Source organism: Flavobacterium caeni, assembly GCF_900101895.1.
GTDB classification, from domain to species: Bacteria; Bacteroidota; Bacteroidia; order Flavobacteriales; family Flavobacteriaceae; genus Flavobacterium; species Flavobacterium caeni.
Genome location: NZ_FMVF01000015.1, coordinates 25,850 through 37,544 on the forward strand (window position 1 = coordinate 25,850; position 11,695 = coordinate 37,544).

Below are 11,695 nucleotides of genomic sequence, written 5' to 3' on the forward strand. Positions count from 1 at the left end.
CTCTTTTTTTCAGTGCTCGCAAGTTGTGGCGACGATGAAGGGCAAGCTTATGTGCATCCGACTAAAATTATGCAAGTAAAGCAAGTTTTCAGTAATGGAAGCGTCGATGTAAAGAATTTTACGTTCAAATTCGGAAGCCTGAACGATTGCCAACGGATCACTTACGATACCAACAGTACAGATAACATCATCCAGAATTTTATCTACAACGAACAAGGCGTGCTCGAAAAGGCGTTTGCACAAAACAACCGTGTTTATTATTTCTGGCTCGAAAGCGGACTGGTCACCAAGCGAGAGGAAGCCGGATTCCCCGCAGACTTAGGTGAAGACGTGATGGCGCGTAACATTTACATTTACAACGCCGACAAGCAATTGACCGGAATTGATTTTTATGTGCGGCAACCGACGTCTGTAGATTTGGTGTTGCTCCAACGGTATGTTTACGAGTACGACGGGCACGGCAATATCGTCAAATTGAATTACATCAATCCCGGCAGTCCGCAAAATAACTCGTACACGTTGTATACGCATGACGACAAGGTCAATCCGTACCACAATTTTGAACCCAAAGTAAATATCTCAGCATACAATCCATACAACAAGAATAATATTCTGACGCAAAAGACTTATCGTGCCAGCGATCCGTCGACAGTATTGAATGAGATCACCTACAGCTATCAGTATGACGAAGGTGGCTATCCGACCTATTCGCTCACCACAAGTAGTGGCAGTTCGCCATTGCAAACGTATTTCACGTATCAGCACTAGTTGAAAATAAAAAAACTCCGAAAGATTTATTCGGAGTTTTTATATCTATAAAACGAAGTGTGTCTATTTAATGAATTCGATCTTCTGCGCTTCCTCGACATTCACGCTGTCAAAGAAACCTTGCTCGTTCATCCATTCGTCGCTGAATACCTTGCTCATGTAGCGTGAGCCGTGGTCAGGGAAAATCATGACGACGTTGCTGTTGGCGTCGAACTCACCTTCTTCGGCGTATTGCTTGATGGCCTGCATCACCGCGCCTGAAGTATAGCCGACGAACAAACCTTCTTTCTTGGCGACCTCGCGGGTGGCGTGCGCGCTTTCCTCGTCGGTGACCTTGATGAATTTGTCGATCAGGTCGAAATCGGTAGCCGATGGAATCAGGTTCTTCCCGAGTCCTTCGATACGGTACGGGTAGATTTCCTTGTTGTCGAACTCCTTGGTTTCGTGGTATTTCTTGAGCACCGATCCGAAGGCATCTACGCCCAGGACACGGATGTTCGGGTTTTTCTCTTTCAAGTATTTGGCCGCACCCGAAATAGTACCGCCTGTTCCGCTACAAGCCACCAAATGCGTAATCTGTCCGCCGGTTTGCTCCCAAATCTCGGGGCCGGTCGTTTTGTAATGCGCATCGATGTTGAGCTGGTTGAAGTATTGGTTGATGTAGACCGATCCTTTGATTTCTTCGTGCAAACGCTTGGCCACGTTGTAGTACGAACGGTCGTCGTCGGCAGAAACGTGCGCCGGGCAAACATACACCTTGGCGCCCATGCTGCGCAGCATGTCTATTTTGTCTCTCGAAGATTTGGAACTCACCGCAAGGATGCAACTGTATCCTTTGATGATGCTCACCATGGCCAGGCTGAATCCTGTGTTGCCAGAAGTGGTTTCGATGATGGTATCCCCCGGGGTAAGAATGCCTCTGCGTTCGGCTTCTTCTATGATATAAAGCGCAATCCTGTCTTTGGTGGAATGTCCGGGATTGAAAGCTTCTACCTTTGCGTAGAAATTGCCCTCTAAATTTTCGGTTACCTTGTTGAGTTTGATCAGCGGGGTATTACCTATTAATTCCAAGACACTATTGTAGGCCTTTATCTTTTCTTTCATAAAAAATTGGTTAATCAAGGTGGCATTCCGGTTTTAACGGACCTCAAATCCTTGCAAATTTAACAAAAAAAAACTAACTAGGTTTTAATTTTTTCCAAATCTAGTAAAAAACTGAACTCCTTGGCGACTTCCTTTAGCGCTTCGAAACGCCCCGAAGCCCCGCCATGTCCGGCTTTCATATTGGTATCTAAAAACAATAAATTTTTATCGGTCTTGTTTTCGCGCAACTTGGCCACCCATTTGGCGGGCTCCCAATATTGCACCTGCGAGTCGTGTAACCCCGTAGACACATAAAGGTTCGGATAGTCCTTTTTGGCCACGTTGTCATAAGGCGAATACGACTTCATGTAGTCGTAGTATTTTTTGTCGTTCGGGTTGCCCCATTCGTCGTACTCTCCCGTCGTGAGCGGGATGCTGTCGTCGAGCATGGTCGTGACCACGTCTACAAATGGTACCTGCGCGATCACGCCGCGGTACAATTCGGGTGCCATGTTGATCACTGCCCCCATGAGCAAACCGCCGGCCGAGCCGCCCTCGGCATACAAATGTTGTGGCGACGTATAGTTTTGCGCGATCACATACTTAGAGCAATCGACAAAATCGGTGAACGTGTTTTTCTTTTTAAGCAGCTTGCCATCCTCATACCATTTACGTCCCAACTCCTCGCCGCCCCTGATGTGCGCAATCGCAAAAATAAATCCGCGGTCGAGCAACGTGAGCCGTGCCGACGAAAAATACGGATCCATCGATGCGCCGTACGAACCATACGCATACAGCAGCAACGGGTTCTTGCCGTCCTTCGATATCCCTTTGCGGTATACCATCGAAATCGGGATCTTGGTTCCATCGGCCGCCGTGGCCCAAACCCGTTCCTCGGTATAGTTGTTTTTGTCGAACTTCCCGCCAAGCACCTGCTGTTCTTTCTTGACATCCTTGGTCTTGGCCTTCATATCAAAATCGATGACAGACGGCGGTGTGGCCAGCGATTGGTAGCTGTACCGCAACACATCGGTATCGAAATCTACATTGGATGTCGTATAGGCGGTATAGGTCTCGCTGTCGAACGGCAGATAATAATCGCCCGAACCGCTCCACGGCTTGATCAGGATTTTGTTGAGTCCGTTCGAGCGCTCCTCGACCACGAGGAAATTCTTGAAGATTTCGATGTCCTCGAGTAAAACGTCTTTGCGGTGCGGAATCAAATCGACCCAATTTTCCTTTGAAGTCGCCAATTCGGGCGTTTTCATGAGCTTGAAATTGGTCGCCTTGTCCTTGTTGGTCACAATGTAAAAATGGTCGCCGTAATGCGCCATGTGGTATTCGAGCCCGCGCGTACGCTTTTGAAACACCTTGAATTCGCCCTCAGGCTTATCGGCAGGTAGGATCCGGAACTCGGTGGTCATCGTGCTCGAACAACCGATCACGATGTACTTTTTTGATTTTTCCTTGCTGATCGACACATCGAACGTATCGTCTTGTTCGTCATACACCAGCGGGTCTTGGGTCACGTCGTCGCCCATCTTATGCCGATAGACCTTGTCCGGACGCAGTGTCACCTTGTCCTTGCGCGTGTAAAATATCGTACGGTTGTCGTTGGCCCAAACCGATCCGCCGGTCACATTGTCGATCTGGTCGGGCAAAATCTCGCCCGTTTGCAAATCCTTGATACGGATGGTGTAAATGCGGCGGCCAACGGTATCAACACCAAAGGTGGCAAAACGGTTGTCGGGGCTGATGCCCAACCCGCCGAGTTGAAAATAACTGTGTCCTTGGGCCAGTTCGTTGCAGTCGAACAAAATTTCCTCGGGCGCCGACAAACTGCCCTTTTTGCGCGCATGGATCGGGTAATCCTTACCCTTTTCGAAACGCGTGATATAGTAGTAGCCGTTGTACAGGTACGGCACCGACTCGTCGTCTTCTTTGATGCGCGCCTTCATCTCTTCGAACAAATCGGCTTGGAACGTTTTGGTGTGCGCGGTCATCGCCTCGTAATAGTCGTTTTCCCGGTTCAGGTAATCGATCACTTCGGGGTTGTCGCGGTCGTTGAGCCAAAAATAATCGTCGGTGCGACGATCGCCATGTTTTTCAAGAACGACGGGCTTTTTGGCCGCCGTCGGAGGGGTTGTAGTAGGCATCGAATGGGTTTTGCTTTGCGGATACGATACAGCAAACATCAGGCAGTGCAAGCCCAGCAACATGACATTTTTCATTGGTATGTTTGTTGAATATCACCTCGCAATTTAGTAATTTCGGCCTGTAAACACCATAAAAATTATCAACATGTTTGGAGACCTCATGGGCATGATGGGCAAGTTACAGGAAGCCCAGAAAAAAGTAGAAGAAACCAAAAAAAGACTCGACACCGTACTGGTCGACCAACAGAGCAACGACGGCCTACTCAAGGTGACGATGACCGCCAACCGCCAGCTTAAATCGATTGCGATAGACGATGCGTTGCTCGAAGACAAAGAACAACTCGAAGATTACCTGCTCTTAGTTATGAACAATGCCATTTCGCGCGCCACGGCCATCAACGAGGCCGAATTGGCTGCGGCGGCCAAGGACGGGTTGCCGAATATTCCGGGGATGTTTTGATAGTCGTAAAGTCATAAAGTCGTAAAGTCTTAAACGCAATCGTCGCCGGAAGCAAGCCTTTATGACTTTACGACTTTACGACTTTATGACTTTACTACTTTATGACTTTCGACTAAAAACCCAACTTCTCCAACGCCTCCAACACATACGAATGCATCACCTCCTTATAATCAAGGTGCGTCACGATGCGCAGTTTGCCCTGCCCCATCGAACTGATAAAGATGCTTTTTTCCTTGAGTTTGGCGATGATTTCGTTTTCGTTCCGGTCGGGTTTGACCGAAAAAATCAGGATGTTGGTCTCGACAGGCTCTACACCCGAAACCCAGTCGCATTTTTGCAACGCAACGGCCAATTCCTTGGCGCGCCGGTGGTCTTCGGCGAGTCGGGTGATGTTGTTCTCGAGCGCATAGATCCCGGCCGCGGCCAGATAACCCACCTGACGCATACCGCCGCCGAGCAGTTTCCTGACCCGTAACGCCTTGTGTATCGTTGTCTTGTCCGACAGCAAAACAGAACCAATCGGCGCGCCTAACCCCTTCGACAAACAAACCGAAACCGTGTCGAACAGCTTCCCAAATTCGCTCGGATGCTGCCCTTTGGCCACCATCGCGTTCCAGATACGTGCGCCGTCGAGGTGAAACTTGAGCCCATGTGCGTCGCAAACCGCCTTGATCTTTTTGAGTTCGTCGATCTCGTAACACGCGCCTCCGCCTTTGTTGGTCGTATTTTCGACACATACCAACGACGTGAGTGGCGCATGGTAAAACTCAGGATCGTTGATCGCGCCGCGTACCTGATCGGCGGTGATCATGCCGCGGTTTCCATCGAGCAAATGGCACGAAACCCCGCTGTTGAACGCCACGCCGCCGGCTTCATAATTGAACACGTGCGCGTATTTGTCGGCAATGAGTTGCTCGCCGGGTTGCGTGAGCAGCTTGATGGCCGCCTGGTTGGCCATGGTTCCCGACGGGAAAAACAATGCGGCCTCCATCCCAAAAAAATGAGCCAGCCGCGCCTCTAGCTCGTTGACCGTCGGGTCTTGTTTGTACACGTCGTCGCCCACCTTGGCCTTGAACATGAATTGCAGCATCTCGTTCGAGGGCTTGGTTACGGTGTCGCTGACTAAATTTATTTCCATAATCGCAAAAGGATGTCTATTTTTGTGTGATTTTTTAGGAGCTATTTCCCGCTTTCCGCTTGCTGCAAATGCGAAGCATTCACCGAACACCTATAAAAAATAAAAGTTCAGTGAGGTAATCGGGGCTAGGGCTTCCCAAGTACTTCGACGTTCGGCGTTCGTTAATCGACATTCAAGGTTCAAAAAACTTAAAATGTCGAATGTCGACTAACAAATATTGAATGTCGAAGTAAAAAACACAACCACATTCCCGCAAAATTATAAACTATTTATGACAAATACCGAACAAATCAAAGGTATTACAGAACGTTTGGGGGCGCTCAAAAAGTATCTCGACATCGACGCCAAGCTCATCGAGATCGCCAACGAAGAAGAGAAGACCTTTGCACCAGACTTTTGGAACAACGCCAAGGAAGCCGAACTCATCGTCAAAAACCTGCGCGCCAAGAAAAGTTGGGTCGAAGATTACAACAAAGCCATCGAACTCGCCGACGAACTCCAGATCACCTACGAGTTCTTTAAGGAAGGCGAACTCACCGAGGCCGAACTCGACGAACAATTCGACAAGACCAACACCCATATCGAAAACATCGAATTCAAGAACATGCTTTCTGACGAGGGCGACAGCTTGAGTGCGGTGCTCCAAATCACGGCCGGCGCCGGCGGAACAGAAAGTTGCGACTGGGCATCGATGCTCATGCGTATGTATTTGATGTGGGCCGAGAGCCACGGCTACAAAGTCAAGGAGCTCAACTTCCAGGAAGGCGACGTCGCGGGCATCAAAACCGTGACGCTCGAGATCGAAGGCGATTTTGCATTCGGCTGGCTCAAGGGCGAAAACGGCGTGCACCGTTTGGTGCGCATCTCACCGTTCGACAGCAACGCCAAACGCCATACTTCTTTCGTATCGGTCTATGTGTATCCGCTGGTAGACGATACCATCGAAATCGAAATCAACCCGGCCGACATCGAAATCACGACCGCGCGTTCTTCGGGCGCCGGCGGACAAAACGTCAACAAGGTAGAAACCAAAGTGCAGCTCGTGCACAAACCCACGGGCATCCAAATCCAATGTTCCGAGACGCGTTCGCAGCACGACAACCGCCAGCGCGCCATGCAAATGCTCAAGTCGCAGTTGTACGAAATCGAACTCAAGAAACGCCTCGAACAACGCGCCGACATCGAAGCCAGCAAGATGAAAATCGAATGGGGCTCGCAAATCCGCAATTACGTGATGCAGCCGTACAAACTTGTCAAAGACGTGCGCACCGCTTACGAAACCAGTAACGTGGATGCGGTCATGGATGGCGAAATCGACGAATTTTTGAAGGCGTATTTGATGATGATGGGACAAAGCGAAGATTAATCTTCGTAAATTCTAAAATCCAAATTCCAAATTCTAATGCTTCTTAGAACGTTTGGAATTTGGAATTTGGAATTTGATTTTTCCTCTTTCATCTACCCATCGAAAGGTTGCCCAACCGATGCGATTGTTTATCTTTGAAAGAAAACAACCATGTCGAGACCCATTTTGTCATTCATCGTTTTACTGATGTTGGGCTGTCAGCAATCCAAAACCGAAACGCCGGCGGATGTCGTCGAAAAAACCGTCGCCAATCCGGTTGCCGCGGTCAAACGACCAAGACCCGTGATCGATACTTTTATAGTGGGCGACAACCGCGACACGTTGTTCATGCAATTCGACACCGTCAAAAAATCGGCCGTATTCCGCTACAAAGGCGAACCCATCCTGTTGCAATCCCAACCCACGGGCTCTGGCATCAAGTACTCCAATGCCGATTTCGAGTACAACGAATGGCACGGCGAATCGACACTTAAAAAGAACGGCAACGTCATTTTCTCGAACAAATGAAAAAATTAGTTTTCCTGATGCTTGTCACGGTAGGCGTTTCGGCGCAAAACCTCAAGGTGATGAGCTACAACATCCGCGTCGATTTTGGCGGCGACGGCGAAAACAACTGGGAATTCAGACGCGATTTACTGGCCGGCCAACTGGCGTTTTACGATCCGGATTTCATCGGGACGCAGGAAGGCAAAAAACACCAGCTTGATTACATCGACCAATCGCTGGCAAACCATGGCTACATTGGGATCAGCCGCGACAATTCTAAAACCGAAGGTGAGTTCAGCGCGATTTTTTACAACACCAAAAAGTTCAAATTGGTCGAACAACAAACATTTTGGTTGTCGGAAATACCCGAAGTAAAATCAAAGGGTTGGGACGCCGCCTACGAAAGGATTTGTACCTATGGCTTGTTCGAAGATTTGCATACAAAGAAACAATTTTACGTGTTCAACACGCACCTCGACCATGTTGGGGAGTTGGCGCGAACGAAAAGTGCACAACTCATCGTCGACAAAATCAAATCGGTCAATACGAAAAATTTGCCGGTAATCTTTACGGGCGATTTCAACAGCAACCCGACGAGCAGCGCCTACCAAACCATCGTGGGTCACTTGAACGATTCGAAAATGGTGAGCAAACAGATGCCGTTCGGACCATCGGGTACGTTCAACGGATTCAAGTTCCACGAACCCGTGACGCAACTGATCGACTACATTTTCATCAGCAAGGAAGCCATCGTCTTGAAACATGCAGTAATGAGCGATTCGAAGGATTGTAGGTATCCGTCGGATCATTTGGCGGTGTATGCCGAAGTTATCCTTAACCAATGATGAAAATATGCAGAATTTCTGTATCGCAGTATCAAAACTTTTTTTTAGGGGTAAACCCTACTCCCCCTGCCCTACGGTTAGAAATTACGATTTTTTTCGATACCCTGGCTGCAGAAAATCTGTACTTCTTTTGTTGCTCTTGACGGTGTCGGTTCATGCGCAAGAAGATGACAAACCGCTTCCGTGGATTGTTAAACTCAATGTGCCGCAGCTGATCGACATGACCAATTTCCCTGTCGTTCAATTGTCCTTGGAACGCAAAATAAATTCCGAATGGAGCGTTATTGCAGAGGGTGGCGTGCAATGTTACGACGACCGCATCAAACCCGACACCGTCTTCTATAGTCCCCGTGGCTTTAAAGTCAATGTCGAATTGCGCGCATATTTGTTAAAAATCATCAACCCAGAACGATTCCATAAGGAAGGCGGACTATTTGTGGGAATCCAGCCGTTTTATAGATACAATCAATTTTCTGAGGAAGTTTCTTATTTTAAAGAAGAAGCCGACACCGCACCAAAGGATTCGTTAACCGAGCGCATAGAATACAATGATTCGTTTGGCGCGAGACGCAAAGTATTCGGCGTAAATCTAACCGTGGGACACCAACGGTACTTTTGGAAACGCTTTGTCATGGAGCCCTCGCTGGCCGTTGGATACGCCTATCGAAAGGTAACCAACATTAACCGCAGCTATGATCCGATAAAAGACAATTCGACATTCAACCACGACCTTTCCCAAATGGAATACCGCGCAACAAGCGAGAGCAATGGAAGCACGTTCAATTTTACCATCAACTTCAGAATCGGATACTCTTTCTAACATGAAAACCTACATCGCCCTACTCCGCGGCATCAACGTCAGCGGCCAGAAACTGATCAAAATGGACGCGCTTCGCAAGGCACTTACGGAACTGGATTTCGAAAACGTGTCGACCTACATCCAAAGCGGCAACATCTTGTTCCAAAGTAAGACCGATGACGTCAAGAAACTTGAAAAACTAATCCACGATTTGATCGAAAAGCATTTCGGTTTCGACGTTTCGGTGATTGTCGTGACACCGCAGGATTTGGTCGATACAATGAAGAGCAATCCGTTCGCAAACGACCATATCGAACTGCCGCAGCCTTACGTCAGCTTTCTATCGGACGTGCCGACAAACGAAAACACGGCAATCCTAAAAGCGATTGATTTCCAGAAAGACCGTTTTGAAATCGTCGGCAAAAACCTATACATCCACTATGCCGATGGCGCGGGCCAAACAAAACTCAGCAATGCCGTCATCGAAAAGAAATTGAAATTGACTTCAACCGCGCGCAACTGGAAGACTGTGCTCAAACTCATCGAGCTGGCCGAGGCGATCAAATAAAAAAGCCACCTGAAAAGGTGGCTTGTGTTTTATAAGAAGACTTTTAGGATGTAATAAAATATTCCCGCGATCACCGCCGATACAGGAATCGTCAGGATCCAAGCCCAAAGCAGGTTGATCGTGACACCCCAACGAACGGCCGAGACGCGCTTGGTGATCCCCACCCCGATGATACTACCGGTAATGGTATGTGTGGTCGAAACGGGCACCCCGAAATGTTCGGTCAAATACAACGTCACGGCACCCGAGGTTTCGGCGGCCACGCCTTCGAGCGGAGTTACCTTGGTGATTTTCGAACCCATCGTCTTGACGATTTTCCATCCGCCCGACAAGGTTCCGAGCGCGATCACGACAAAACTCGCCAGCGGCACCCACCACCAGAATTCGTCGTTGACGAATAATTTAAAACGGTCGGCAGAATCGGCGGCCACATAGACAGGATCGGCCATATCCATTTTGTAGCAAATGACGGCCGCACCAATGATACCCATGACTTTTTGCGCATCGTTACCGCCATGGCCCAAGCTGAACATCGCCGACGAAACGAGCTGCAATCGCTTGAACCAGCGGTCGGCCTTGGATGGGTTGGCCTTTCGGCAAATCCACATGATGGCCACGGTGATAAAATAAGCGATGATCAAACCCAGCAACGGCGCCAAAAAGATGAACATGAACGTCGGGATGACCTTGGCGTAGTTGATGACGTCGACTTCCTTGCCGTCTACGATGGCCGACAAAGCCCCAGCGTGCGCCAGTGCCGCGCCCATGAATCCGCCGAGCAAGGTGTGCGACGAAGACGACGGAATACCGAGCTTCCAGGTCAATAGGTTCCAGATGATGGCCGCGATGAGTCCGGCCAGGATCACGTCGAGCGTAATGAAATGTTCCTCGACCGACTTGGCGATGGTATTACCGATCTTGAATTCGCCGATGATGAACTTGGAGATGAAGTAAGCCGCGAAGTTGAACACGGCCGCCCACAAAACAGCCTGGAACGGCGTGAGCACCTTGGTGGCGACAATGGTGGCTATCGAGTTGGCCGCGTCGTGGAATCCGTTGATGTAGTCGAATACGAGCGCCAGTACGATGATGATGATGAGCAACGTAAAATCCATAGTGTCGCGGGGTTACGAATGCTTGACCGAAATTTGTTCGAGTACGTTCGATACGCTCTTACACTTGTCTGATGCCGATTCGAGCGCCGACAATACCTCTTTGTATTTGATGATGTTCTTGGCGTCGGTCTCGTTCTCGAAAATATCGGCGACCGCTTTGTCGAATACGGTATCGGCCTTGCTTTCGAGCTTGTTGATTTTCTTGCACACCTCGGCGATGCGTTTGTGTCCGTTGTCCAAATCTTTCAAATGCTTGATGGCCTGCGCGATAAGCTGGCAAGCTTCAAGGTTAATTTCGGTGAGTTTGCGGATCGACTTGGTGATTTTTTCGACCTGGTACAAACGCATACGACTGGCCGCCCCGTGCATGTAATCGGCCACGTTGTCGATCGATTTGATCAAAGAGTGGATGTCTTCGCGGTCAAACGGCGTAATGAAGTTACGGCTGAGTTCGAGGTGGGTCGTGTGCGTGATCTCTTCAATCTTGGCTTCGAGCTCCTCGATTTTCATGAAATAGTCTTCACGTTCGGTTTTTGGTACGTTGATGGCTTCGTGCAGCGTTTCGGCGAGCAATGTCAGGTTGGCCGACGCCTGTTCGAAAAGCGGGAAAAACTTCTTGTCTTTGGGTACTAAAAACTGGAAGATGCTGTTTAGGTTCATGTTGTCTTTTTTGATGGTGCAAAGGTAGGCTTTCAATGTTAAGAGAACATTAAGTTTTGATTCGATTGCGGGGAGCGGTTTTTTGGGTGCTGTGGATTGCGGTTGCCGGGGTTTGGGTTGGGGATGCTGAATTTATTTCAGCATCTAGGCCCAGACCCTGAAATAAATTCAGGGTCCCCACCACCCCAACCACTCCAAAAAAATACAGTCCCAAAAATCGCAAACGTTTTCGTAAATTAGCCCCGCAACTA

The 11,695-nt window shown here is 48.9% G+C and carries 12 protein-coding genes; 7 read left to right on the forward strand and 5 right to left on the reverse strand.

The features are described from left to right. The first annotated feature begins 69 nt into the window (after positions 1–69). A complete protein-coding gene (locus tag BLP55_RS13460) occupies positions 70–768 on the forward strand; it encodes a hypothetical protein (RefSeq protein WP_139149674.1) in 699 nt (232 codons plus the stop codon). Positions 769–831: 63 nt separating this feature from the next. Here the strand turns inward: BLP55_RS13460 and BLP55_RS13465 are convergent, their stop codons facing one another. Together BLP55_RS13465 and BLP55_RS13470 are read right to left on the reverse strand one after the other, a co-directional pair. Continuing rightward, on the reverse strand, positions 832–1,872 hold the full coding sequence (locus tag BLP55_RS13465; protein ID WP_091145578.1) for a cysteate synthase: 1,041 nt from the start codon (positions 1,870–1,872) through the stop codon (positions 832–834). 77 nt (positions 1,873–1,949) lie between these two features. Beyond that, positions 1,950–4,007 carry a S9 family peptidase gene (locus tag BLP55_RS13470; RefSeq protein WP_394331929.1) on the reverse strand — a complete coding sequence of 686 codons (2,058 nt, stop codon included), beginning with the start codon at positions 4,005–4,007 and terminating at the stop codon, positions 1,950–1,952. 145 nt (positions 4,008–4,152) lie between these two features. On the opposite strand from BLP55_RS13470, the gene BLP55_RS13475 reads away from it, so the two are divergent. Further along, a complete protein-coding gene (locus BLP55_RS13475; protein WP_091145394.1) occupies positions 4,153–4,467 on the forward strand; it encodes a YbaB/EbfC family nucleoid-associated protein in 315 nt (104 codons plus the stop codon). Between the two features lie 112 nt (positions 4,468–4,579). Here the strand turns inward: BLP55_RS13475 and BLP55_RS13480 are convergent, their stop codons facing one another. Continuing rightward, positions 4,580–5,605, reverse strand: coding sequence for a threonine aldolase family protein (locus tag BLP55_RS13480; protein ID WP_091145397.1), 1,026 nt, complete (start codon positions 5,603–5,605; stop codon positions 4,580–4,582). Between the two features lie 271 nt (positions 5,606–5,876). On the opposite strand from BLP55_RS13480, the gene prfB reads away from it, so the two are divergent. The 5 genes from prfB to BLP55_RS13505 all read left to right on the forward strand — a co-directional run bounded on the left by prfB (position 5,877) and on the right by BLP55_RS13505 (position 9,669). Next, entirely contained in the window at positions 5,877–6,971 is a 1,095-nt protein-coding gene (gene prfB / locus BLP55_RS13485) for a peptide chain release factor 2 (protein ID WP_091145401.1), read from the forward strand. A 150-nt stretch (positions 6,972–7,121) separates the two neighbouring features. Beyond that, on the forward strand, positions 7,122–7,478 hold the full coding sequence (locus BLP55_RS13490) for an MliC family protein (protein WP_091145405.1): 357 nt from the start codon (positions 7,122–7,124) through the stop codon (positions 7,476–7,478). Beyond that, the gene (locus BLP55_RS13495) at positions 7,475–8,302 is read left to right on the forward strand and encodes an endonuclease/exonuclease/phosphatase family protein (RefSeq protein ID WP_091145409.1); all 828 of its coding nucleotides are present in this window, start codon (positions 7,475–7,477) and stop codon (positions 8,300–8,302) included. Before BLP55_RS13490 ends, BLP55_RS13495 begins: the two co-directional genes overlap by 4 nt. A 130-nt stretch (positions 8,303–8,432) precedes the next feature. Beyond that, positions 8,433–9,122: a DUF3575 domain-containing protein gene (locus BLP55_RS13500; protein ID WP_170826874.1), complete on the forward strand. Its 690-nt coding sequence runs from the start codon at positions 8,433–8,435 to the stop codon at positions 9,120–9,122. A 1-nt stretch (position 9,123) separates the two neighbouring features. Next, a complete protein-coding gene (locus BLP55_RS13505; protein ID WP_170826875.1) occupies positions 9,124–9,669 on the forward strand; it encodes a DUF1697 domain-containing protein in 546 nt (181 codons plus the stop codon). 29 nt (positions 9,670–9,698) lie between these two features. Here BLP55_RS13505 and BLP55_RS13510 read toward each other — a convergent pair whose 3' ends face one another. Both BLP55_RS13510 and BLP55_RS13515 read right to left on the reverse strand, forming a co-directional pair. Beyond that, positions 9,699–10,784: an inorganic phosphate transporter gene (locus BLP55_RS13510; RefSeq protein ID WP_091145421.1), complete on the reverse strand. Its 1,086-nt coding sequence runs from the start codon at positions 10,782–10,784 to the stop codon at positions 9,699–9,701. A 12-nt stretch (positions 10,785–10,796) separates the two neighbouring features. Then, on the reverse strand, positions 10,797–11,444 hold the full coding sequence (locus tag BLP55_RS13515) for a DUF47 domain-containing protein (RefSeq protein WP_091145424.1): 648 nt from the start codon (positions 11,442–11,444) through the stop codon (positions 10,797–10,799). Positions 11,445–11,695: the final 251 nt, after the last annotated feature.

Bases quoted from the DNA above. Each gene is read 5' to 3' on its own strand.
- BLP55_RS13460 (WP_139149674.1), top strand. From the start codon at position 70: ATGCAAGTAAAGCAAGTTTTCAGTAATGGAAGCGTCGATGTAAAGAAT.
- BLP55_RS13465 (WP_091145578.1), bottom strand. From the start codon at position 1,872: ATGAAAGAAAAGATAAAGGCCTACAATAGTGTCTTGGAATTAATAGGT.
- BLP55_RS13505 (WP_170826875.1), top strand. From the start codon at position 9,124: ATGAAAACCTACATCGCCCTACTCCGCGGCATCAACGTCAGCGGCCAG.
- BLP55_RS13480 (WP_091145397.1), bottom strand. From the start codon at position 5,605: ATGGAAATAAATTTAGTCAGCGACACCGTAACCAAGCCCTCGAACGAG.
- BLP55_RS13490 (WP_091145405.1), top strand. From the start codon at position 7,122: ATGTCGAGACCCATTTTGTCATTCATCGTTTTACTGATGTTGGGCTGT.
- BLP55_RS13515 (WP_091145424.1), bottom strand. From the start codon at position 11,444: ATGAACCTAAACAGCATCTTCCAGTTTTTAGTACCCAAAGACAAGAAG.
- BLP55_RS13495 (WP_091145409.1), top strand. From the start codon at position 7,475: ATGAAAAAATTAGTTTTCCTGATGCTTGTCACGGTAGGCGTTTCGGCG.
- BLP55_RS13470 (WP_394331929.1), bottom strand. From the start codon at position 4,007: ATGCCTACTACAACCCCTCCGACGGCGGCCAAAAAGCCCGTCGTTCTT.
- prfB (WP_091145401.1), top strand. From the start codon at position 5,877: ATGACAAATACCGAACAAATCAAAGGTATTACAGAACGTTTGGGGGCG.
- BLP55_RS13475 (WP_091145394.1), top strand. From the start codon at position 4,153: ATGTTTGGAGACCTCATGGGCATGATGGGCAAGTTACAGGAAGCCCAG.
- BLP55_RS13510 (WP_091145421.1), bottom strand. From the start codon at position 10,784: ATGGATTTTACGTTGCTCATCATCATCATCGTACTGGCGCTCGTATTC.